General features: G+C 37.1%; 20 protein-coding genes and 1 pseudogene. 3 read left to right on the top strand and 18 right to left on the bottom strand.

The genetic code is table 11. The features are described from left to right. Nucleotides 1-18: 18 nt before the first annotated feature. Nucleotides 19-576 (top strand): hypothetical protein, encoded by a 558-nt coding sequence (locus tag AC2CGR_RS00695; protein WP_087965637.1) that lies wholly within the window; start codon nucleotides 19-21, stop codon nucleotides 574-576. Nucleotides 577-752: 176 nt separating this feature from the next. On the opposite strand, the gene glpD is transcribed toward AC2CGR_RS00695, so the two are convergent. The 17 genes and pseudogenes from glpD to AC2CGR_RS00610 all read right to left on the bottom strand — a co-directional run bounded on the left by glpD (nucleotide 753) and on the right by AC2CGR_RS00610 (nucleotide 20,871). Beyond that, the gene (gene glpD, locus AC2CGR_RS00690; RefSeq protein WP_087965639.1) at nucleotides 753-2,435 is read right to left on the bottom strand and encodes an aerobic glycerol-3-phosphate dehydrogenase; all 1,683 of its coding nucleotides are present in this window, start codon (nucleotides 2,433-2,435) and stop codon (nucleotides 753-755) included. Between the two features lie 133 nt (nucleotides 2,436-2,568). Next, on the bottom strand, nucleotides 2,569-4,059 hold the full coding sequence (glpK, locus tag AC2CGR_RS00685) for a glycerol kinase GlpK (RefSeq protein WP_061686223.1): 1,491 nt from the start codon (nucleotides 4,057-4,059) through the stop codon (nucleotides 2,569-2,571). A gap of 13 nt (nucleotides 4,060-4,072) precedes the next feature. After that, nucleotides 4,073-4,894, bottom strand: a complete 822-nt coding sequence (gene glpF, locus AC2CGR_RS00680; protein WP_001272193.1) for a glycerol uptake facilitator protein GlpF — start codon at nucleotides 4,892-4,894, stop codon at nucleotides 4,073-4,075. Between the two features lie 228 nt (nucleotides 4,895-5,122). Continuing rightward, entirely contained in the window at nucleotides 5,123-5,683 is a 561-nt protein-coding gene (glpP, locus tag AC2CGR_RS00675; protein ID WP_061686224.1) for a glycerol uptake operon antiterminator GlpP, read from the bottom strand. Nucleotides 5,684-5,780: 97 nt separating this feature from the next. Then, nucleotides 5,781-6,225, bottom strand: a pseudogene (locus AC2CGR_RS00670) (helix-turn-helix domain-containing protein). Between the two features lie 359 nt (nucleotides 6,226-6,584). Then, complete coding sequence (locus AC2CGR_RS00665; RefSeq protein ID WP_131101565.1) at nucleotides 6,585-6,887, bottom strand: DUF3902 family protein; 303 nt, start codon at nucleotides 6,885-6,887, stop codon at nucleotides 6,585-6,587. Between the two features lie 35 nt (nucleotides 6,888-6,922). Then, a complete protein-coding gene (locus AC2CGR_RS00660; RefSeq protein ID WP_087965642.1) occupies nucleotides 6,923-7,714 on the bottom strand; it encodes a hypothetical protein in 792 nt (263 codons plus the stop codon). Between the two features lie 845 nt (nucleotides 7,715-8,559). Further along, a complete protein-coding gene (locus AC2CGR_RS00655) occupies nucleotides 8,560-8,760 on the bottom strand; it encodes a sporulation YhaL family protein (RefSeq protein ID WP_000449227.1) in 201 nt (66 codons plus the stop codon). Between the two features lie 78 nt (nucleotides 8,761-8,838). Then, nucleotides 8,839-9,711: an alpha/beta fold hydrolase gene (locus AC2CGR_RS00650; RefSeq protein WP_131102711.1), complete on the bottom strand. Its 873-nt coding sequence runs from the start codon at nucleotides 9,709-9,711 to the stop codon at nucleotides 8,839-8,841. Between the two features lie 246 nt (nucleotides 9,712-9,957). After that, on the bottom strand, nucleotides 9,958-10,215 hold the full coding sequence (locus tag AC2CGR_RS00645; RefSeq protein ID WP_087965646.1) for a Phr family secreted Rap phosphatase inhibitor: 258 nt from the start codon (nucleotides 10,213-10,215) through the stop codon (nucleotides 9,958-9,960). After that, complete coding sequence (locus AC2CGR_RS00640) at nucleotides 10,215-11,309, bottom strand: response regulator aspartate phosphatase (RefSeq protein ID WP_484480425.1); 1,095 nt, start codon at nucleotides 11,307-11,309, stop codon at nucleotides 10,215-10,217. The genes AC2CGR_RS00645 and AC2CGR_RS00640 overlap by 1 nt, the downstream gene beginning before the upstream one ends. A gap of 233 nt (nucleotides 11,310-11,542) precedes the next feature. Further along, nucleotides 11,543-12,520 (bottom strand): ring-cleaving dioxygenase, encoded by a 978-nt coding sequence (locus tag AC2CGR_RS00635; protein ID WP_001072541.1) that lies wholly within the window; start codon nucleotides 12,518-12,520, stop codon nucleotides 11,543-11,545. A 49-nt stretch (nucleotides 12,521-12,569) separates the two neighbouring features. Continuing rightward, entirely contained in the window at nucleotides 12,570-13,514 is a 945-nt protein-coding gene (locus AC2CGR_RS00630) for a ring-cleaving dioxygenase (protein WP_087965650.1), read from the bottom strand. A gap of 486 nt (nucleotides 13,515-14,000) precedes the next feature. Then, entirely contained in the window at nucleotides 14,001-15,428 is a 1,428-nt protein-coding gene (locus tag AC2CGR_RS00625) for a serine hydrolase domain-containing protein (protein WP_484480424.1), read from the bottom strand. Nucleotides 15,429-15,722: 294 nt separating this feature from the next. Continuing rightward, complete coding sequence (gene yhaM / locus AC2CGR_RS00620) at nucleotides 15,723-16,667, bottom strand: 3'-5' exoribonuclease YhaM (RefSeq protein WP_000726642.1); 945 nt, start codon at nucleotides 16,665-16,667, stop codon at nucleotides 15,723-15,725. A 41-nt stretch (nucleotides 16,668-16,708) separates the two neighbouring features. Beyond that, the gene (locus AC2CGR_RS00615; protein ID WP_484480423.1) at nucleotides 16,709-19,633 is read right to left on the bottom strand and encodes an ATP-binding protein; all 2,925 of its coding nucleotides are present in this window, start codon (nucleotides 19,631-19,633) and stop codon (nucleotides 16,709-16,711) included. After that, nucleotides 19,630-20,871: a metallophosphoesterase family protein gene (locus AC2CGR_RS00610; protein ID WP_484480422.1), complete on the bottom strand. Its 1,242-nt coding sequence runs from the start codon at nucleotides 20,869-20,871 to the stop codon at nucleotides 19,630-19,632. The genes AC2CGR_RS00615 and AC2CGR_RS00610 overlap by 4 nt, the downstream gene beginning before the upstream one ends. Nucleotides 20,872-21,006: 135 nt before the next feature. On the opposite strand from AC2CGR_RS00610, the gene AC2CGR_RS00605 reads away from it, so the two are divergent. Beyond that, entirely contained in the window at nucleotides 21,007-21,192 is a 186-nt protein-coding gene (locus AC2CGR_RS00605) for a YhzD family protein (RefSeq protein WP_000539555.1), read from the top strand. A 26-nt stretch (nucleotides 21,193-21,218) separates the two neighbouring features. Here AC2CGR_RS00605 and AC2CGR_RS00600 read toward each other — a convergent pair whose 3' ends face one another. Beyond that, nucleotides 21,219-21,581 (bottom strand): hypothetical protein, encoded by a 363-nt coding sequence (locus tag AC2CGR_RS00600; protein WP_484480421.1) that lies wholly within the window; start codon nucleotides 21,579-21,581, stop codon nucleotides 21,219-21,221. A gap of 152 nt (nucleotides 21,582-21,733) precedes the next feature. Between AC2CGR_RS00600 and AC2CGR_RS00595 the strand changes: the two genes are divergently transcribed. After that, nucleotides 21,734-21,874 (top strand): YflJ family protein, encoded by a 141-nt coding sequence (locus AC2CGR_RS00595; RefSeq protein ID WP_000273537.1) that lies wholly within the window; start codon nucleotides 21,734-21,736, stop codon nucleotides 21,872-21,874. The last annotated feature ends 70 nt before the right edge of the window (nucleotides 21,875-21,944 follow it).

Here is a 21,944-nt window from a genome sequence, read left to right as displayed (position 1 = left end):
AAGTTAAGGAGTGAAAAGATGAACCATTATTTTATTGCTATTTATGACGGTAAATTTCCTACCGAAAAATTACATACCATTTTACAATCTAATCCCACTTTTACTAACCTAAACGTCCGCACCATTTCAATCTCCTCACCAAGACCTTTCACATTATTAGTTGGTGAAGAACACGATGCACTCACAACTGGACTTACAGACAAATACCACTTATTAACGAAAGAGTTACAAACACTTGAGCAGCAAGAAAAGTACTACTATGTATACGATTATAAAATTAGAAAGACCATCGAGAATCCTACCCAAAAATGCTTTCCATTCGCACAAATCAATATAAGTGTTACGAAATTTCATCAGATGATTCAAAAAGTAAAAGACTTAAAACAACCTGTATTTGCAGGTTATAACATCATTTCTCATGATGCAGACATACTTACGATTGATGTACTTCTTTCTTCACCTTTATTGGATCCTAACACTTCTGAAAAAGATGCGGAAGAACACTCCTACTTACAACAATTAACTGAATCAATTTCTCGTTCTGAATATGGAATTACATACAGATATGCCATCTGAATTTCAGAATCGTAAGTAATTATTTTTTTCATGATACACCTCATATTGGTATCTTATTGTATGAAACTTCTCTCAACAAGCTAAATATTAGGTTTTTCAGTTATAAAATACAAGTACATTCTATACATAACGCACAAAAAACCACCTAAAGGCTCCCCTTCAGGTGGTTCTCTCTTTTATGCTAACGCAGCTGCATGCTCTTGTTGATCTACAGGAATGACAGCGTCTCTTAATGCTTTCTCTAATTCAGCTGTATATTTCATTTGCTCTTCTTTGCTCCAGCCTAATTTCGCAGCCATGTAGTTGATTACTGCTTCTTTCCACTCGTATACCCAGTGGATGTTGAAGAATACAGCGCCTCTGCGGCGTACGAAGAAGTCGACTGGTTTTGCTGTCATTTCGTAATCCATTGCGTATACAAGCGGGATTAGAACGTCAAGCGGCATGTTGTATTCTTTCGCTTCGTCTTTATGTTTTTTCGCTAAGTCGAATAGTACGTCAACGTTAGAGCCGTAGAATTTTGCGAATTCTTCTGCTTGTGCTGTCGTTAAACCGTATTTTGTACCTTCTCCTGCTTTTTTCGCAACGAATGCTGGGAATCCTTGTGAACCACTTACATGTCCACCAGAGATTGGCATATGTTTCGTGTCGCTCTTCGGATATGCACTATGACCTTCTTTTTGTAGTAAGTTCGTTACATAGTCTACTACCATTTCAGCCATTTTACGGTATCCAGTTAATTTACCACCTGCGATTGTAATTAAGCCAGATTCAGAAGTCCAAATTTCATCTTTACGAGAAATTTCAGATGCACTCTTACCTTCTTCGTAAATTAATGGACGTACACCAGCCCAGCTTGATTCGATGTCTTTTTCCGTAATTTTTACGCTTGGGAACATGTAGTTAATCGCATTAATGATATATGTGCGATCTTCTGTTGTCATTTGTGGTACAGCTGCATCTTTATCATAGAACGTATCTGTTGTGCCTACATATGTTTTCCCTCCGCGTGGAATTGCGAATACCATACGTTTATCTGGTGTATCGAAGTAAATCGCCTGACCTAATGGGAAACGTTTTTGATCAATTACTAAGTGAACACCTTTTGATAACTGAAGTACTTTTCCTTTTTTCGAGTTATCTTTTTCACGAAGTGTATCTACCCAAGGACCCGCTGCGTTTACAATTTTCTTACCGTAAACTTCATATACTTCTCCGTCTAGTAAATCGATTACACGTACACCACATACTTTTCCGTCTTTATATAAGAAACTATCTACTTTTGCGTAGTTAACAGCTTTTGCGCCGTGCTCAATTGCTTCTTTCATTACTTCAATTGTAAGACGCGCATCGTCTGTACGATATTCAACGTAGTAACCGCCGCCTTTTAATCCTTCTTGTTTTACAAGAGGCTCTTTCTTCAGCGTTTCTTCACGGTTAAACATTTTTCTGCGCTCGCTTCGTTTTACACCTGCTAAGAAATCATATACACGAAGACCAATTGATGTACTAAATGATCCGAACGTACCGCCTGTATGGAACGGAAGTAACATCCACTCTGGTGTTGTTACATGGGGACCGTTCTCATATACGATCGCACGCTCTTTACCCACCTCTGCTACCATTTTCACTTCAAGTTGTTTTAAATAACGTAGACCACCGTGTACAAGCTTCGTTGAACGACTTGATGTACCTGCTGCAAAGTCCTGCATTTCAAACACAATTGTTGATAACCCGCGTGTTGCTCCATCTAATGCAATACCAGAACCAGTAATACCTCCACCAATTACGATCACATCTAATTCTTGTTTATTTACTCCGTTTAATACGTCTTTACGTTGTTTACTTGAAAATTTCATGGTAATTCCTCCCTTTGATAACGAAAAAAGAGACCACAAACTCCGCTATAGATTTCGCCTCTATAGCGTGTTGTGGTCTCTCCAAATCTCCTACCGAATTATTAACTTGTCACCATTATAACACTGTTTATGATTATTTGAAAGCTTTTGTTGCTTCAATTGCTTTTTTCCATCCAGCATATAGCTCTTCGCTTGTTTCCGCTTCCATTGTTGGTTCAAAGCGTTTGTCCATATGCCACTGTTCTTTAATTTCATCTTGGTTTTTCCAATATCCAACCGCAAGACCAGCTAAGTACGCTGCACCTAAAGCTGTTGTTTCATTGATCACTGGACGCTCTACAGGAACGTCTAAAATATCACTTTGGAACTTCATTAAGAAGTTATTTTTAACTGCTCCGCCATCAACGCGTAATGTTTTTAGTTCAATACCTGAATCTGCTTCCATTGCGCATAATACGTCTTTTGTTTGGTAAGCTAAAGATTCTAGTGTTGCGCGAATGAAATGCTCTTTCGTCGTACCGCGCGTTACACCAAACATAGCGCCGCGTACTTCACTATCCCAGTAAGGTGTACCTAAACCTACGAATGCTGGTACAACGTATACACCGTCAGTTGATTCAACGCGAGAAGCGTACACTTCACTCTCACTTGCATCTTTAAACATGCGCATTCCGTCGCGTAACCACTGAATTGCAGAACCCGCTACGAAAATACTTCCTTCTAATGCGTAGTTTACTTTACCATCTATTCCCCATGCAATTGTTGTTAATAGACCATGTTCAGAAGCTACTGCTTTTTCACCTGTGTTCATTAACATGAAGCAACCAGTTCCGTAAGTATTTTTCGCCATACCTTCACCGAAACAAGCTTGTCCAAATAATGCTGCTTGTTGGTCACCAGCTACACCTGCAATTGGTACATTTTGACCGAAGAAGTGATAGTCAATTGTTTCTCCATACACTTCAGATGATGGACGTACTTCTGGAAGCATGCTCTTTGGTACTGTTAACATTTCTAGAAGCTCATCATCCCACTGTAAGTCGTGAATGTTAAACATTAACGTACGTGATGCGTTTGAGTAATCCGTTACGTGCGCTTTACCACCAGATAATTTCCATACAAGCCACGAATCAATTGTTCCGAATAATAGATCGCCGTTTTCTGCTTTCTCTCTTGCACCTTCAACGTTATCTAAAATCCATTTTACTTTCGTACCAGAGAAGTATGCGTCAATTAAAAGACCTGTTTTTTCGCGAACCATTTCGCCATAACCTTTTTCTTTTAACTCATCACAAATTTCAGCTGTTTGGCGAGATTGCCATACGATTGCGTTGTAAATTGGTTTACTAGTTGTTTTATCCCATACAACCGTTGTTTCGCGTTGGTTCGTAATACCGATACCAGCAATTTGTTCTGGTTTTACATCTGCTTCGCTTAAGCAAGTTGCGATAACTGCTAAAATAGATCCCCAAATTTCTTGCGCGTTATGCTCTACCCAGCCCGGCTTTGGAAAATGTTGTGTAAACTCTTTTTGAGCTGAATGAACAATTTCACCTTTTTTATTGAAAAGAATTGCGCGTGAGCTAGTTGTTCCTTGGTCTAATGAAAGAATATATTTTTTCATAATGGTTTCCCCCTTATGCTACTTTTCTACTATTTGTATTGCTTCCACTTTTTTTACTTGTCATATAAGAGATTGCTAGTACAATCACAGTTGCAATAATCACATAAATAAGTGCTGCATTTTGTTTTCCTTCAAATACAACTTGATGGAATAAACCTGCAAGTGATCCACCTAAAATTGGACCTACTACTGGAATCCAAGCATACTTCCAGTTTGAACCGCCTTTTCCTGCAATCGGAAGGAAGAAGTGCGCGATACGCGGACCTAAATCACGTGCTGGGTTGATTGCGTATCCTGTCGTTCCACCTAATGATAAACCAATACTTACAATTAAGAAACCTACGATAAATGGATTTAATCCATCTGCAAATTTATTTGCACCAATTGCTAATATACCAAATACTAAAACGAATGTTCCAATCATTTCACTTAAAAGGTTTGCAAATGTGTTCGGAATTGCTGGACCTGTTGCAAATACGCCTAACTTTGTTCCTGGATCTTCTGTTTCTTTCCAGTGTGGTAAGTAGTGTAAATATACGATAACTGCCCCGATAATTGCCCCAATCATTTGTGCTGCGATATAACCAGGTACGTCACTCCATGGGAACGCTCCCTTAAATGCTAATCCTATCGTTAAAGCTGGATTCAAATGTGCCCCACTAATTGATCCAACCGCATATGCTGCAACCGCTACCGCTAAGCCCCAGCCCATTGTAATTACAATCCAACCAGAATCTTTCGCAAACGACTTCTTTAAACTTACACCAGCACAAACGCCGCCACCAAGTACGATTAACAACGCAGTCCCTATTAACTCTCCTAAAAATGCTGACATAGTATCCCTCCACAATCAATTTAAACGCTTCCAAATGTGATAGAGGTAAAATGAATGGCCATTCGTTTTTGTCAAAAGAAAAAGACCCACAGCTTTGCACGCTTCTATATAAATTTATATAGAAACAATGAAATGTGGATCTCTTCTTTTCTCCGTCACGTTTATTAACTTGTCTATAATGTTAACTGTTAATGAAAGCGGTGTCAACAGAATTATTTCACATTTTCGTCACTTTTTTTGGTAATGTTTCCATAGTTCGCGTTTTGATGTCGTAATTGCTGTCGCACCAGCATGTAACGCTTTCTCCACATCATCCACTGTACGAATAAAACCACCCGCCAAAATCGGTACACCAGTACGTTCTTTCACTTCAGCGATAATGTCCGTCATTGCTCCCGGAAGCACCTCTATATAATCCGGCTTCGTCTTTTCTAAAAGATTACAACTCTTCTCCATTGCACTCGAATCGATTAAAAAGATACGCTGAATTGCCACAACACCTTTTTGCTTCGCCTTCATAATGACGCTCGCTTTTGTTGAAAGTAACCCGTACGGTCTAAACTCCTGACATAAATACTCCGTCGCATGCCCATCACTCTGCAAGCCATGAATTAAATCCACATGTAAAAACACCTTCTTACAATATTGCTTCGCAAGTGATATAACACTTCTCAACTGACCGACATGAATATCTAAAATAACGATATACTCATACGAACTATGTAATAGCTTTTCCAAATCTTTAATTTGCCTCACTGCCGGCAAAATCTTCTGTTCATGAAATTCCATTCTAAATGTCCCCTTCTTTATGTCATCCTATCCTTTATAGTACACAATTTAAGTGAAAAGAACAGCTAGTGTAGGGGATTTCTTTCAAATCTTTCCTCTATCTATATATCTTCTTCAACTTATCAGAAGCCATGCCACCTATAATCATGAATGCAAGGGGCAAAAGATTCATTACATATGGCGCATCTGCTACAATTTTAATACTTGCTCCTGCAAACTTATTTAGCATCCATACAACGATTTTTGCAATAAACAAAAATACTCCTATTATAAATAGACTATCAAAAAACACCTTCCATTTTGGATACGCCAATTGCTTACTATCTTCAATTACTTTCTGCGTCAATTCTTCATCACTCCTTAGCAATTCATCGTAATACCGAACAGGTCACTTAAATGAATAATAATTTCAATGCTCGGATAGTTCTTTTCCGTCTCCCATTTCGAAACAGATTGCCTGCTCACATGAAGTTTTTCAGCCAAATCATTTTGCGACCAATTTCTTTTTCCCTTTCTTCTTTTAAACACTCACTAAAAATCATACTGTGTTTATCACCTCTCTACGTCTAGTATGGTCAAATAACTGATGAAGAGTAAAGCGAGTTATCGTTGCGTTAGCTGTGCAACTTGTGCGTTACACCTGAAAATGAAGCTATGTAGTATGCCAATTCCATATATTTTTCTTCTATAATAATTTCCCGAACAATAATACAAAGAACAGATACTAGTTAAGACTAGATTCAGCATAAAAAAGACGCCATCCTTTCCTATAATTCTACAGAAAGGATAACGTCTTTTTTGCTTTATGGATAGTGTAAAACCTTAGCTTGATAACAATGTAACGCTATCCCTTGAAAAAGAAAATCAATTTCTATAAACAAATAACAAGAAAATTAACTAATTATATTCCCGATTTCCAAGCAATAATGATAAATGTAGTCCATAATATAGTTCCTAATACAAGAACTATATTTAAAAGAATTAAAAATTTATATGCCATTGTATATTGTGGCGTCCTACGATATATAAGTATCAGAGTTATCAATGATATTATTGTAAATAAATATGCTAATACCGCTCCTACCCAATACCATACCATTGTGTTAGAACCCCAATAAGCCATAGACTGAAATGTTATACCGAAAACCATTCCTAAAATCGCAAAAAATAAGGAAATAACTATAGCTTTCGAAACAGATTTCATGATGTTGTTACCTCCTTTTAAAAATTTTAATTGAATTAATAAAATGTTTTCACTAAACTTGGTCTATAGTTGTCAGCAAAACTATCTAATAATCCATAAGGTCCTATAATAGTTGTAGAAGTAGGAACCATAAATGGAAGGTTACCCGAACCATAATAATATGCTTGATATACAATTTTTGAACAATATGTTGGATCAGTACCTTTTGTATTCAAAGTAACTCCATAACTAGGAAATCTATCTTGAGTAGCACTTCCACTAGAAGAATAATATGTTCTATCTGCCCAAGAAGCGGCATTGCCAGCTACATAATCATATGAAGAAGAAACTCGATATACCCAAACAGTACCTTTTCCTGTATATTCATCTAACCATTGTTGTACAGTTCTTTGTCTTGTAGTATTTAATAATCCTCGGCTCGTGTTAATAGAATACCCTGGAGCATCTAAGATATAGCTGTCTCCATTTGCAATAGCTGCATGACCAGTAAGCCCATAAAAAGATGATCCATCAGTAATAAAAATATCACCTCTTTTTATATTGAATCCTTGATAATAAGCCCCTTGCCAGCCTGAATCTTTTATAGGGATCCCTTTAACTTTATCTTTTTTTATTTTCTCAAGTGCTTTTTCATTTTCTGCAACAATTTTTTCCCATTGTTCATAAGTTATACTTTTGTCGATAGCTCCATCTTTTATACCTTCATTATATTTTTGTTTTAAATCTCCATTTGTTATATTCTCAGTTGCTGAAGCGGATGGTGAATTAATAAAGAAAATCATAAATACTGATAATACCGTTAAAATAATTGAAAAAATTCGTTTCACCGTTCCTCCTCCTTTTAATTTTTCTGAATTTTCTAATTTTAATTATTCTAACATTAATATCTTCAAAAAAAAAATAAAATAAAGTTGAGAAATAATTGAAAAACAATTTCTCATATAAAGATTCTACCGCATTTGTTAGTAGGCCCCCTTAAGTGATCTTTGATATTCTCCTTATTTTTGGTCTGTTCGGCTTGGCGAAAGCTAAAGAACAGCCGAATTTCGGAATGCAATGGAAAAAATACTACCTGCCCACGGCTTGAAGAAAAACCCCTTATAGGAGTAGTGACACATCACCATCAAGTTAAGAAATTCATTATTTCCTAAAACAACACATGAACTAGATTCCTATAGATAACTAAAAAGAGATAAAATTTTAGTTTTGGGAGTACTTCAAAATATTAGCTTGATGGGTATGGGGTACCGCCAATATTTCGAAAAAAACACGCTAAGAAGTTTTTAATATAAAAGACCAAAAAATTCAATAATGAGCAACAAAACCACTAACCAATCTAATCCCTCCCATTTCACATAAAACATAATGAATTCCTCCTGCCAAACGAAAATTCATTTCTTCCTTTCGTTAGGAAGAAAATAAAGAAAAAACACTGTCGTCAAGAAATCTTCTTGTTAGATAGTGTTTCACTTCACTTATAACTATTTTTTACTTGGTTTCGCTAGTAATCAATTTTTTGTTGTTTTAGCGATTATACCTTACCAGCCCATACTTAATTCAACATACGCCCCACTCTTTATCCTATCAACTTTACACTAATCTTCTCTAATAAAAAAAGCTATCTTAAAAAGATTGTATTTCACAATCTTTTTAGATAACTTCTCTCCCGTAATTATAATAATACCGAATCCTTATCACTATCTTGATTACGCTTCTCGCGTTCCTCTGCTAAGCGCTTCATATACACTTCGCCTTCTTTTTCAATAAACTCATTATCCATCTCTTGCTCTTTTTTTGAAGTATATAAAACCATGTAGCCACTTAATACGATTCCAACAATTACAAGATACACCCACCATGGTAAAGTTTCCACTCAACTTCATTCCTTTCCTTAGACAAGCCTTATTAGTTTCACTGTATGAGGAAAGAAGTGGATTTATGCTTAAAATTTTTATTGTGGATGCTTCGCGAAGAACGCTTGTACATACTCCATAAACTCGATTGGTTCCTGGCGAAACGGTGCGTGGTATCCTTTTTCAATGATATGGAACGTACTATTCGCAAATAGCTGATGATACAGTTCACCATTTTTCCAAGAAACGCTCTTATCATTTCTGCCCCATATAATTAGAGTCGGCACCTTAATCTTATCGGCTTCCATCGCAATGCGGCGCTCTCTCATTTTCGTCAGCTGATCATAGTGCTCTTTATCATCGCGACTGTTTTTCACTGCATTTTTATTATAATCCGTAATCTCTGTTACAGTTTGTAAGTCTGTCGATAATGGCGGCACTTCATAACTTTCTTTTTGCTGGAAAGACTCTATCCCTGTAGAATCCGCTAAAATGAGATGCGTCACTGCGTCAGGATATAAATATGCTAAATTGAGGGACATCTCTCCGCCCATCGAATGACCGAGCACCGCAAACTGATCGTATCCGAGCTTCTTCATTAACTTATAATATAAATTCACTTGCGCAGGAAACGAATACTCGAAATCAATCGGCTTAGAAGAACGTCCAAATCCTAAAATATCAACCGCAATAATCGTATGGTCTCGTGCAAGTTCTGGATAAATATCACTAAAACCATCTGAAGAACCACCAAACCCATGTAACATAAGTAAAGGAGGTTTCCCCTCACCAATTTTCTTAAAATAAATCGTCTGCCCGTCAATTTGCGCCATACTCTCTTTCGTATTCAGCTTCATCATAACAGTATCTTTCACTTCTCCAACCTTCGCAATCGGCTTATCAACGAAGTTACATACGATAAGCAAAACGAGCACAATACCGCTAATCAAATAAAACTTAAACCGTTTCAACATTCCCGTCTCCTTTCTCTTGTTGCTATTTAAAGTTTTTACATTTTTTGGTTGTTTTATGATTAATTTTAATTGTAACTAAGACAGTTACAATTGTACTAAAAAAATATAACTCATTTCTATTACTAATGGTTGTTTTGTAACTATTATAGTTACATATTTAAAGTAAGTCAATTCTTTTCTCTGCATGGCCTAATAACAAAGAAAGGGACCTCGTTGTGAGATCCCTTCACTTTATTATTTAATTTAAAAATGGTCAGCGTGTGAGTCTTTTTTGCTAATACCGCCGCCGTCTCCTTTATTGAAGTTGGCTGGTGCTCCACCATCGCCTTTATTATTTGCTGGTGCTCCTCCCGTGTCGCCAATGTTAACGTAGTCTGGTCTTGCTGGTGCTCCTCCTGTCTCTCCTATATTTAATGCTTGATTTGTAAACGCACTGTTAACTCCAATTGATAACGTACCTACTAACGCAATCCCCAACATTCCAAAGTGAATCTTTTTCATTATTTTAGCGCCCCTTTTTTTAATAATTTTTTCTGAGCTTTATGACTCATGTAAAAATAATGACTTGCTTTATTGTGATTCTCTTCTTTATAAAACCTTAGAGCTAACATTTCAGCGTATTCCTGCATACACTCCCATAGCTCTTCTTTTTCAAAATAAGTAATACCTTCTAAAACTACTTGCTCTAAGCTTAATGTAGGTGATTTTTTGTTTACGCTTTTCAAAATCATAAAACGATATTGAAACTCTTCCTTATTTAATTCTTTACAAATATCCAAACCTTTTTCAACCAGATCTGCTGCTAATTGATATTGCCCTAATTTATAACATTCACGCGCTTCAACAAATAGCGCTTTAAAAAATTTCGGCTGTTTTTTTGTAACTTCGGATGCATGGCGAACTGCAAGTTCCGATAAATCTTGACTAGCATACAAAAAGGCTAAATTATGACGCACCATTAAAATATATTTTTCATAATTCACCTTTTGGAAAATATCCATAGCAGCATTAAAGCTTTCTTCCGCGAGTTCATAATTTTTCAAATCTACACAACACAGACCAAAAGCATTTTCACATAGCGCTATATTTATTTCGCAACCTATATGTTTTTTAAACTCTTCTTTCGCTTTTCTCAAATAATCAATTGCATTAACTTGTTGATATGTCTGATAGTAAAAATTACCCATACGATAATCAAACTCTGCATTTTCTAAAGAGTGCGAAACGTATTTCAGTAATTCATTTGCCTTTTCATAACTTTCCTTCGCATCTCCATATTTAGACATTGAAGTACAATATATCCCTTTAAAGAAATGATAATAATATGCTAAAAATCCTTCAGTTGGAATTTCAAAAGATTCTATTCTCTCAAAACTATTTTCTTTTATATTCAACCAATCCGTCAGCATCTTATATCTAAAATCTAATAATGTAAAATACAAAGATAACTCCTGATCCACATCCAACCCACTAATCTTACTTTCAATTTCCTCTTTCATTTCCGTAGCTTTCTCTATATTTTGCTGCAACATTACACGATACCAATCATCTAAAGAATGTTTCATTTGCTCCCGCGTTACTACATCTGCTCCCATACACTCCGCATCCCCTTTTCTCCAAAATTAGTATTTTTATACAATTATCAAAATTGTATATTACCACTCCTTTTCTATGCATTGAAAAACAATTATCAGAAAATTTAATATTTTAATTAATTATACCAAAGTTTTCCTTTTTAATAACTTGAGAAACAATTGTCAGAAAACTTACTAGAATAAATAAAAAAGCAAGCAGTTCCAGCACTCCGCTAAAACTACTTGCTCTATTTTTACTCTTTAATAAATTCCTTCGTACTTCTCACTGTATCAATTGGACGAACTAATTTTTCGATTTCTTCACGTTTTGGCTCTAAGAACGGAGGTAAAGATAATTTTTCGCCAAGTGTTTCGTATGGCTCATCTCCCATAAATCCTGGGCCATCTGTTGCAAATTCAAATAGGATTTGTGGTGCAACTCTTGCGTATAATGATTCGAAGAAGTGACGGTCTACATAACCAGATGAAGGAAGCCCAACGCTACTAATTCTCTCAATCCATTCTTCTAATACAGCGCGATCTTCTACGCGGAATGCCGCATGGTGAACCGTACCAAAACCTTGTCGTGCTTCTGGAAGAACCGTATTATGTTCTACAATGACAGAAGCACCATTTCCACCTTTGTTTACTTCGAATAAATAGAATTCTCCTTCTTGCGCAACCTCTTTAAATAACAGAACTTTTTCTAACACTTCTTTGAAGAAACTAAAGTTTGCAATACGGATAAATACAGGTCCTAAACCAGTAATCGCATATTCTAATGGAACTGGACCGTTTTGCCAAGGTGTACCTGATTCGATCCCTTTATCAAGTTCATCCGAGATTAATTGATAGTGTTGATCATCAAAGTCAACGAAAGAAAGAGTTTTCTTACCAAATTGCTCTTTAATTCCTGTATGTTCTACTTCCAGGCGGTCAAAGCGTTTTACCCAATATGCTAATGCTGCATCAGTTGGAACACGGAATGAAGTTTTTGAAATTTCATTTGTACCGTGTACTCCTTTTGGAATACCTGGGAAGTCAAAGAATGTCATATCTGTTCCTGCACTACCTTTATCATCTGCAAAGAATAAATGATACGTTTGAATGTCATCTTGGTTTACTGTTTTTTTAACTAAACGCATTCCTAAAACATGAGTGAAAAACTCATAGTTCTTTTCTGCACTACTTGTAATCGCTGTAACGTGGTGAATTCCTTTTAATTGGTTCATTTTATATTCCTCCGGTGGTTTTAAATTTTATTTTATATTTTCTCTTCTATTACTTCTCTTCAATAGGTGCTAAATTCGCTTCAATTTCTGCACGCTGATCTTCTAGGAACGGTGGTAAATCAAGTTTTTCTCCTAAATGTTCCACATCTCCATCAACTGTAAATCCTGGTCCATCTGTCGCAATTTCAAATAGGATTCCGTTTGATTCACGGAAATATAAGCTTTTAAAATAGAAACGGTCGATGATTCCTGAAGATTGGAAACCTCTTTGTATCACCTGTTCTTCCCAATAAGCAAGCTCTGTATCATTTTTCACACGAATTGCTAAATGGTGAATGCTACCGCGGCCTGGCTTTTCAGTAGGACCATCTAAATATTTCACAACGATTTCTCCAAAAGCCTCGCCTTTAATGGACTGAAAAATTGCTTCCTCTTCGCTGCGGCTAACCTCTGTATAACCGAACATCTCTGTAAGTGTACTCGCCATTTTATCAAGTCTACGAACTGTCATTTCCACAGAACCCATTCCTTGAATTTGATGCTTTGCAGGAACTTCTGATTTCTCCCAAGTTTCCCAGTGCTCTACTTTTTCTCCGTTTGAAACGAGTAGCACGAGACGCAGTCCTTCCGCATCCTCAAATTGCAAAGCAGGACGATTTGCATATGTTGTTATTTCACTATGTTCCACACCAAATTTCTCAAATCGTTCTTTCCAGTAATGTAAACTTTCTTCTGACGGAACGAGTAATCCAATTCGCGTAATTGCGTTGGTACCACGGTACGTTTTTCCTACTAAAGGAATTTCGAAAAACGATAATTCCGTACCTGGACTTCCTGTTTTATCTCCGTAAAATAAGTGATACATTGACGGATCATCTTGGTTTACCGTCATTTTCACACGGCGTAAACCAAGTACTTTTTTATAAAAATGATTATTCTCACTCGCGTTTTTTGTAACCATTGAAATGTGATGATGCCCTTTAATTTCATACATTGTTTATTCCTCCGTTTCATTTTACTAGTCAAGTGATACTTAAAAAATAATATGCTTCTTAGCTTTTCAATTTATTCTCATTATGTTTTTGTAAATTCATCTTAGTTTTTACTGAATAAGTTACTTCGTTTTTTTAATCGAAAGCAATTGAATGTATGTTTTTCATATGACTCAATCGCTTTCGTTACTATCACTTTACATCTCAAGTGATAAAAAAGCAAGTAATTTATCTCAAATTCGAGATATTTTTTTATAAAGTCTTATGTACTTCCTATAAAAACAGCTATGCAGAAATAATATAGTTGTTTAAAAATCCTTATTCCACGAACGGAACAGGTTCGTGGAATCTATGGTAATTAGGTTTGGCTGGGAATTTTGTCGATGATATTAAAAAAGACACCGAAGTGTCTTTTTTTTCAAATTAAGCATACCGATAAATTAAAATTTAATTACTTAACAGTATGCTTATCTTGGGAGCGAGGTATTTTATCGGTGAGTGTATACAAACCATGTAATGCTTGCTGTTAATAATGCTGACGAAATCAAAGCTGTAAGAACACTATATGTTTGCCACATAAGTATTGTTGACCAATCGAAAGCACAGCACAGTATACCCAGGGCAATCGTAGCGGTCAGGAAAATAACTGTTACGGTTATTCTCTTTTTTGTCATTGGCTGCCGCTCATTCGTTCTCCTTCTGCGTAATCCTAAGAGAAATAGCAAAACGGCCAATAGGCAAAGAATAATTGTGATAGACGACAAAATGATATCCAAAAGCTGTGTGCCGCTTATTTCATATGACTGAGTTAGATTGCCTTCTAATATATCTTTAACTTTTAGTACCATGTTTGTATTGGTATTTGCGCCGTTGCTCAGCAAGGAGACGGCTGTTCGTTCATTTGGCAGTATGACTACTTCGGTTCTGAAATTTGGATTGGCCCCAGTGTGTTCTATAATCGTTTGTTCGGCGTTTACGGACCAGCCTGCCGCATAATACATACCGTTGACAGCCGAAACAGACATATCACCCCTATGTGATTTTTCGATAACCATGTGAAATATTTCGGGTATGTCCTGCACGATCCCCATCTGTATGCCCATCCAACGCGCCATATCTTTTGTATTAGAAATGATGTAGCCTGCGGGTTTATTCCCAGCATAATCCGGAGCTTTAAATGGAGTTGTCATAAAAAAGGAAGAACGGTAGCCCTGTGCCAACTGTCCAGTGGCTTGAGCAGCTTCTTTATAAACATACGTCTGGTGAAGACCTAACGGCTGAAATACCTGTTCCTTCATAAAGTCTTCATAGCTTTGTCGCGACACAATCTCAATAACCAAACCCAATACGTCATAATTAACGGTTCCATAGTTATACTGTTCACCAGGAGGGAACGCCAATTCAGCATCCACGAGCATTTCCACAGTCTTTTGCAACATATCCGGTGTATTGCCTTGTGGAATATTTTGAAGATGCCTAATATTTGTTAGACCACTGGTATGGTGAAGAAAGTTATTTAGTGTAAGACTTTGCATATCAACAGGTTTCCCTTGATACTTTAATGTAAACCAAGGTAAATATTTTTGGACAGGGTCAGTCATTGAAAGCAGCCCTTGCTCTTCCAATAGCATAATACCCATACCGGTAAAAGCTTTACTGACCGAGGCTAACTCATAGAGTGTATTTTCACTTGCAGACAACCCCTTTTCACGGTCTGCATACCCTGAAGAAAAGTAGAATACTTCATCATCAGCAAGTATTGAGATTGACATTCCCGGCACACCTGATATACGACAGGCATCATCTAGCAACGCTTGTATTGCCGCAGATTGCGAATCTGACAACGCATAACTTTGTGTTGCAAATCCTGAGAATAATATAAATATCGTTAATACAAAAACAATAATCTTTTTCATAAACTCTCCTTTTTGGAAAATTATAAGAGAATAATATAAATAACCTCCTTTTACAACTACGAAACTAAATTTTAATTTATCTTTCTATTCACCTGTATAATATCAAATAATTGCGAATAGTTACACTTAAACGAACAGATGAATGTAATTTGAAACAACTTTAAAGAGCCTTGCTACGTAGAATGTAGTAAGGCTCTTAGCTTTTTAATAATCAAAATTCAATAACTTTATTATCATTATACAACAGCCCCACTAAGCATATTACCACTTAATGAGGCCACTTTATTCACACTATTAATTATGGAACGACGGTTTATAGAACGAACGATTATCAAGTGCAAAGACACGCTCTGTGTATTCGCCTGGTTTTGTGCGTCCTAATGCGCGGTCCATCATGTTCATTTTTGCATCTAAGTTATCGATGTAGTGCAGAATTTCTGCTTCTTTTACTAATGGCGGTTTTGGGCTACCCCATTCTGCTTTTCCGTGGTGAGAAAGAACGATGTGTTGAAGAATTAATACTTCTTCTGCATCGATTTGCAATTCGTCCGCTGCTTTACCAATTTCGTTCACCATAATAGAAATGTGGCCTAGTAAATTTCCTTCTAACGTATACGTTGTAGAAATTGGACCAGATAATTCGATTACTTTACCAAGGTCATGTAAAATAACGCCTGCATATAGTAAGTCTTTATCTAACGATGGGTATAGATTTGAAATAGCCTTTGCTAAATCAAGCATCGATACAACGTGATAAGCTAATCCAGATACGAATTCGTGATGGTTCTTTGTCGCTGCTGGATAGTCTAAAAATTCGTTTTGATGCTTATTTAATAAATGTCTTGTGAGACGTTGAATGTTTGGATTTCTCATTTCAAATATGTATTGCGTAATTTTCTCGACCATATCTTCTTTTTTCACTGGTGCTTTTTCTACGAAGTCTGAGATATCCGTAACTTCATTTTCATTCGCAACACGAATTTGTTTCACACGTAATTGAATACGGCCTTTGTAGTTTAGAATGTCACCAGCTACTTTAACGATTGTTTCCGCTACATATTGTTTCTCAACTTCTGGTGATACGTCCCACAATTTCGCTTCAATATCTCCACTTGGATCTTGTAAGATTACTGTTAAAAACGGCTTTCCATTGCTTGCGATACCTTTTGTCGCTGTTTTAATTAACAAGAAAACATCGACTTGTTCACCAACTTCATATTCTGCAATTTTCTTTTTCATTCGAATTCCTCCACCATATCAGTTACTTTTAGTATAGCACACTACAACTCATTTTCTTTACGCATATGCGTTAATTTTATAATCTGTTTTTCTGTAAAATACGCGAGTAAATGCGCATGACATGTAAAGAATATGACTTGTCTATCCTTTGCAATTTCCTTTATTAGTTCAATCGTACGATTCGTTCTTACCGCATCAAAATGCACGAAACTATCATCAATAATGAATGGATAATCATGCTCAAATGTTTTCGCTAATGCAAATCTCAGCGATAAATACAACTGCTCCGCCGTCGCTTGGCTTAGTTCATGACTATAAAAACGCATACCATCGTTACGCTCTACAATAAACGGCTCCGCCTCTGACGGTGAAAAGATTTTACTATATCGTCCGCCTGTTAAATAGACGAAATACTCTTCTGATTTTTGTAAAATACGAGGAAGATGTACTTCATGATAATATTGCTTCGTTTTCGTTAATACTGTCTTGGCAGCCGCATAAGCAGCCCATTTCTTCACTTGTTCACGCACTTGCGCTTTTTTCATTTCCCACTCGTGCAGTAAATCACCGTACGTACTTCCTTCTTCTAAATTCGCAATTTCCATACGATGCTTCGCAATACGCTCTGTCAGTTCTTTTTCCTTTGTAAGACAGTTTTGCGCGGTTGTCATTTCTTGCTTTAATTTTCCCTCATAACCGTCAGCCTCATAATGTTCAGCTAAGGATAAACTCGTTAAACGCTGTTCTAACAAATCAATTTGCGGTAATAAACGCCCCACTTGTTTCTCCGCATCTTCACGTTTTCCCGCTAGTTTACCTGCTTCTAAAAACATCTCTTCATCTGTAGAATGTGCGATATGCCATAATCCATCTCGTTCTACTAACAGTTGCTTTAATTGCTCTTGCATGAACGCATATTCTTCTTGCCATTCAGCTAGTTTCTCTTTTAACTGCTTACAAGTTTGGCGCTTTTCTTTCTCATTTTGCATACGACTTTGCGCCTCGTGCAGCTTACTATACTCCGCACTACCGATAACATTTTCTAGTTTATGTTCAAATTGCGAAATCATTTCATATAATGAAGATTTTCGCGCACCTTGCTTTTCTAACTCTCGATATAATTGCTGCATTTTTTCCATGCGCTCAAACGCTGGCAATACGTGCGCATACGTATAAAATTCAGGGAACGTATAGCGCTTTTTATACACATTGACTTGTTCGCTCGTGCGGAACGTTTCTCTTTCCCATTCCTCATACGATGAAACGACTTTATCATAAGCTCGCTCCATTTGCTGCAACTTATACGACTCGCGCTCAAATAGCTTACGAATCTCTTCATCCTTTTCTAACTCATAGCGTACAGACATCGCTTCTTCACTTTGTCTCCCGCCGGCACTTTGCTGAAGAGTAAGAAGTTCTTCTTGTAACCCACTTGACGGATCTTTATATAAAACAAGAGCAAGAACAATCCCTACAAAAACAATGACACTAATAAATAAGAGCGCTCGGTTATCTATAAATAAGCTTGTGAATAAAACGCCTGTGTTAATAAGAAGTAACAGAAGACAAATTCTTTGCCACTGCTTTTTCTTTTGCATAGCCACTCCTGCTTTTTCCTCATACTTGCGCTTCATTCTCTCTGCACCCATACCGATAAACGCCGCATCTTGGAACGATTTTTCTTTCTCAACTAACGTGTTTCGTTCTTCATCCGCTAACATTTGTTGCTTAATCTGTCTTATGTTTTCTTCTTGTTCTTCTAATTGCTCTTGCGTTACTTTAAAACGATCATCAAGCTGCGCTTTTTGCGTTTCTAATTCGCGCGCCTTTTGCACAGTTTGCGTAATTAACTCTTTCGTTGCCAAACTCATATCAAACGAAAGAACTGTTTCTTTTTCAAAAGTAGTGCCGATTTGTTGCTCGAGTTCTGCAAGCTCTTCTTTTATATTCGTAATCGCTCCTGTTATATCACGCATTTCTTGGCGTGCATTTTCATACGACATATGCTGCATACGAAGTTCTTCTACATAACTTTCTTTTTGTAAAAACTCTTCGTCTATTTGAATCGATTCCATTTCCAATTGCACTGTCTCTATTTTTTTATGGAGCGAATCAACTTGCAACTGGAGCGGCTCCATTTTTGCCTTAATCGCTTCATAACGCGCCATTCCGTCTACCGGAAATTGTCCGCTCTCGTTCTCTAACACTTTCTCATACGCGCGTTTTTCAATAACGAGGGGCTCAAGAGCTGCTAATATTTCATAATCTTGCTTTCGTTTTTCTGCACTCTCTTTTTCTGCGCGAACAGAAGCAAGTTTCTCTTCACTTTCTTTTAACTGCTCGACTTGCTTTTCATACGTGCCAATTTTCCCTTGCCACTCTTTCATCTTCTCTTCCAGTTTCTTCATCTCTTGCAGTGACACGTTAATCTCTGGTTTACGCCCACTCGGTTTAAAACGCTGATCCATTTCTTTTTCTAGCTTTTTATCGAGTTGCAATAACGCATCGCTTCCGACCGCACTTGCCGAAAATAAATAATTGCCGATATCCGCTTCGCCAAGCTGATGAATGTTTTGAAGACCGTGCATATCAAAAGAAAAGACCGATTCAAATAAGCTTTCATTCATCCCGGTTAATATATCGTGTAAAATCTCTTCGCCGCCCGTTTTCCCGTCTTCAAAATAAATGGTCACCTCGCCAGCGGCCGTCTTTGGCAATCGTTCAATTTTCAAACGGCCGTATTTCTCTGTTTGTACAGTAATTGCTCCGCCATACTTGCCGCCTTCTTTCGGCTCATAACGGCGCTGTCCTCTCGTTGGAAAACCGAATAAAATACTTTTCATAAATGAACGAATTGTCGATTTCCCCGCTTCATTTTCACCATATAAAACAGTCAGCAATGAAAGATCCATTTCCACATTTTCTAATTTTCCGTACCCATAAATATGGAGTTTTTCAATTCTCATTTCTTATCCCTCTCTTGCTGGAATAATTGCTCTAAAATAATATTTTCCGCTTCTTTTTGAATCTCTTTCTTCTCTTCTTCTGTAAAAGATTCAATACTATTACGCGCTACAGGAGATGTCCAAATACTGCGCAGCACGCCGTCCATATTGGTGAAAGCTTCTAACTCTTTTAGCACGCTACCGACGAAATGATTTTCTTCTTTCAAACGCTCGATTTCCGCAAAAGAAACCGTCTCATTCTTCCACTTCATCGCATATACGAAATCTTTTCGCTCTTCGCCCGCTGCTAAAATATGAAAAATCTCTTCCACACGTTTTTCATCGCGTAAATAAGGAGAAAGTGGCCCCTGTCCTGTAAATAAGACCGTTAATAGCGTTCCTTCCTCTTCTCTTCGGCACTCATTCATCGCAGTTGACACTGCTGTCATAAGATCATCAACTGTTTCCAGTCCATCGATGCTCACTTCTATCTCACCCCACACAACATCCGCCGTATGGAAAAATGAACAATGCGATCCTTGTTTCGTAAGTTCAATCAGGTATGCACCTTTCCCGCCCGTTTCCTTACGATGGCGCCCTTGTATATTACCCGGATAAATAATATATGGCTCCTCTGATAAAATTTCACGTTTATGTATATGGCCAAGAGCCCAATAATCAAACTGCTTTTCTTTCAGCTCACGAATTTGAAACGGTGCATAGCGATTATGCTCTGCATCCCCTTCCACACTTCCGTGAAGCATGCCAATATGAAAAGGCGCATCACTCATTTTCATATACTGCGCTGTCATATTATCCGTTACCACTTGCTGCAAATAACTAAATCCGTAAATAGAAGCTAACAACTCACCATTTTTATAAAATGATTTCTCTTCTACGTAAGGCTCCGTAAACACATGAACATTTTCCGGAAACTCAATTGCTGCCCAGCTTCCCCCTAAATGATCGTGGTTACCGTGAATAATAAAAACAGGGATATCGTACTGCGAAAGTCTCTTCATTTGTTCGCGCACAAACACTTGCGCCCTCAAACTTCTCGTCTCCGCATCATACAAATCCCCGGCTAGCAATACGAAATCAACGCGCTCTTGAATCGCTTTATCAACAATACGTTCGAACGATTCAAACGTACTTTGTTTCATTCTCTCCCAAACAGACTGCGGTACATTCATCCCCATCCCTTTAAACGGACTATCCAAATGCAAATCAGCCGCATGTATAAACTTCACTTGTTTCACAAATAACGATCCTTTCTATGTTTCAAAAGTTTCACCTTATTGTAACACGCAATGTCACATATTTCTTTGCATATTCTAGTGATTTATGCCAAAATAGTTATAAGATTCTGATTTCTATCATTGGAGGGAATTTTCATGGGAGTATACGTTCTAACAGTCTTTGAAAAAGATGGTTCAAAAGCATTGGACGAATCATTCGAGGCGGCAACTGAAAAAGAAGCGAAAACAAAAGGTGAATCTATTTTACGAGAAAAAGGATTGTATGAAAAAACACATCGCTGCACATCTTCTGCAGGTAAGCTCGTTTTATTCCAGCGCTAAAAAAAGAAGCGTCATCCGCTTCTTTTTCACTCTACTATATCTTCGTCACACCACGTAAACACCACATCTAGAATACGATTACCGATACGTACGCGCTTATTCCATTTTCCTGTTTGGATCTGATGTTGCAATTCCGCTTTCATCTTTTCCGTCCAGTCGTGAATTTTCTCACTACCGTCGTACGGATATACGCTTGGAAACTCTTCCTGCAGTAGATGCAAGCTCTCTGCATCAAAATGAAAATGGAAGAAGTAGTTTGCTGTAAGCGATGGTTCTTGCAATCGTAAAAACTGATCATCAATTTGCTTTCTATTTCGATAGAAAGTAAAGATATTCACTTTACCGCTCGTAATTTGGTCAATTTGAATTTCGTGCTTCTCTATAATCACGTCTTGTCCACCTCGTTGTATACTATCTTTAGTATATATGTCTTTTGCAACAAAGTTAACCATTTTCGCGCGAAATTCATTTCCTTCATTATAATCCTGTACCTCCATATGCAATCAGAACAAATAAAACAAAGTTGAAGGGGAGCGATTGCATGTATTTCGGAAGCAAAGGTTGGTATGTAAAAGAACTTAAAAAATTAGGCATTCGTACTTATGAAGGTAAAAAACTAGAATCGTATCGTACGCATGTGTTATCTAGTTTACTTGAGAGAATGAAGAGAGCTTCGGCTTAATACAAAATAGAAGAAGCCACTTTTCAAGTGGCTTCTTGCTTCAATATAAAATTATTTAATTAATTTTATA

This window comes from Bacillus sp. LSHTCR4 (genome assembly GCF_057197025.1).
This window is presented reverse-complemented; position numbering and strand designations above follow the sequence as displayed.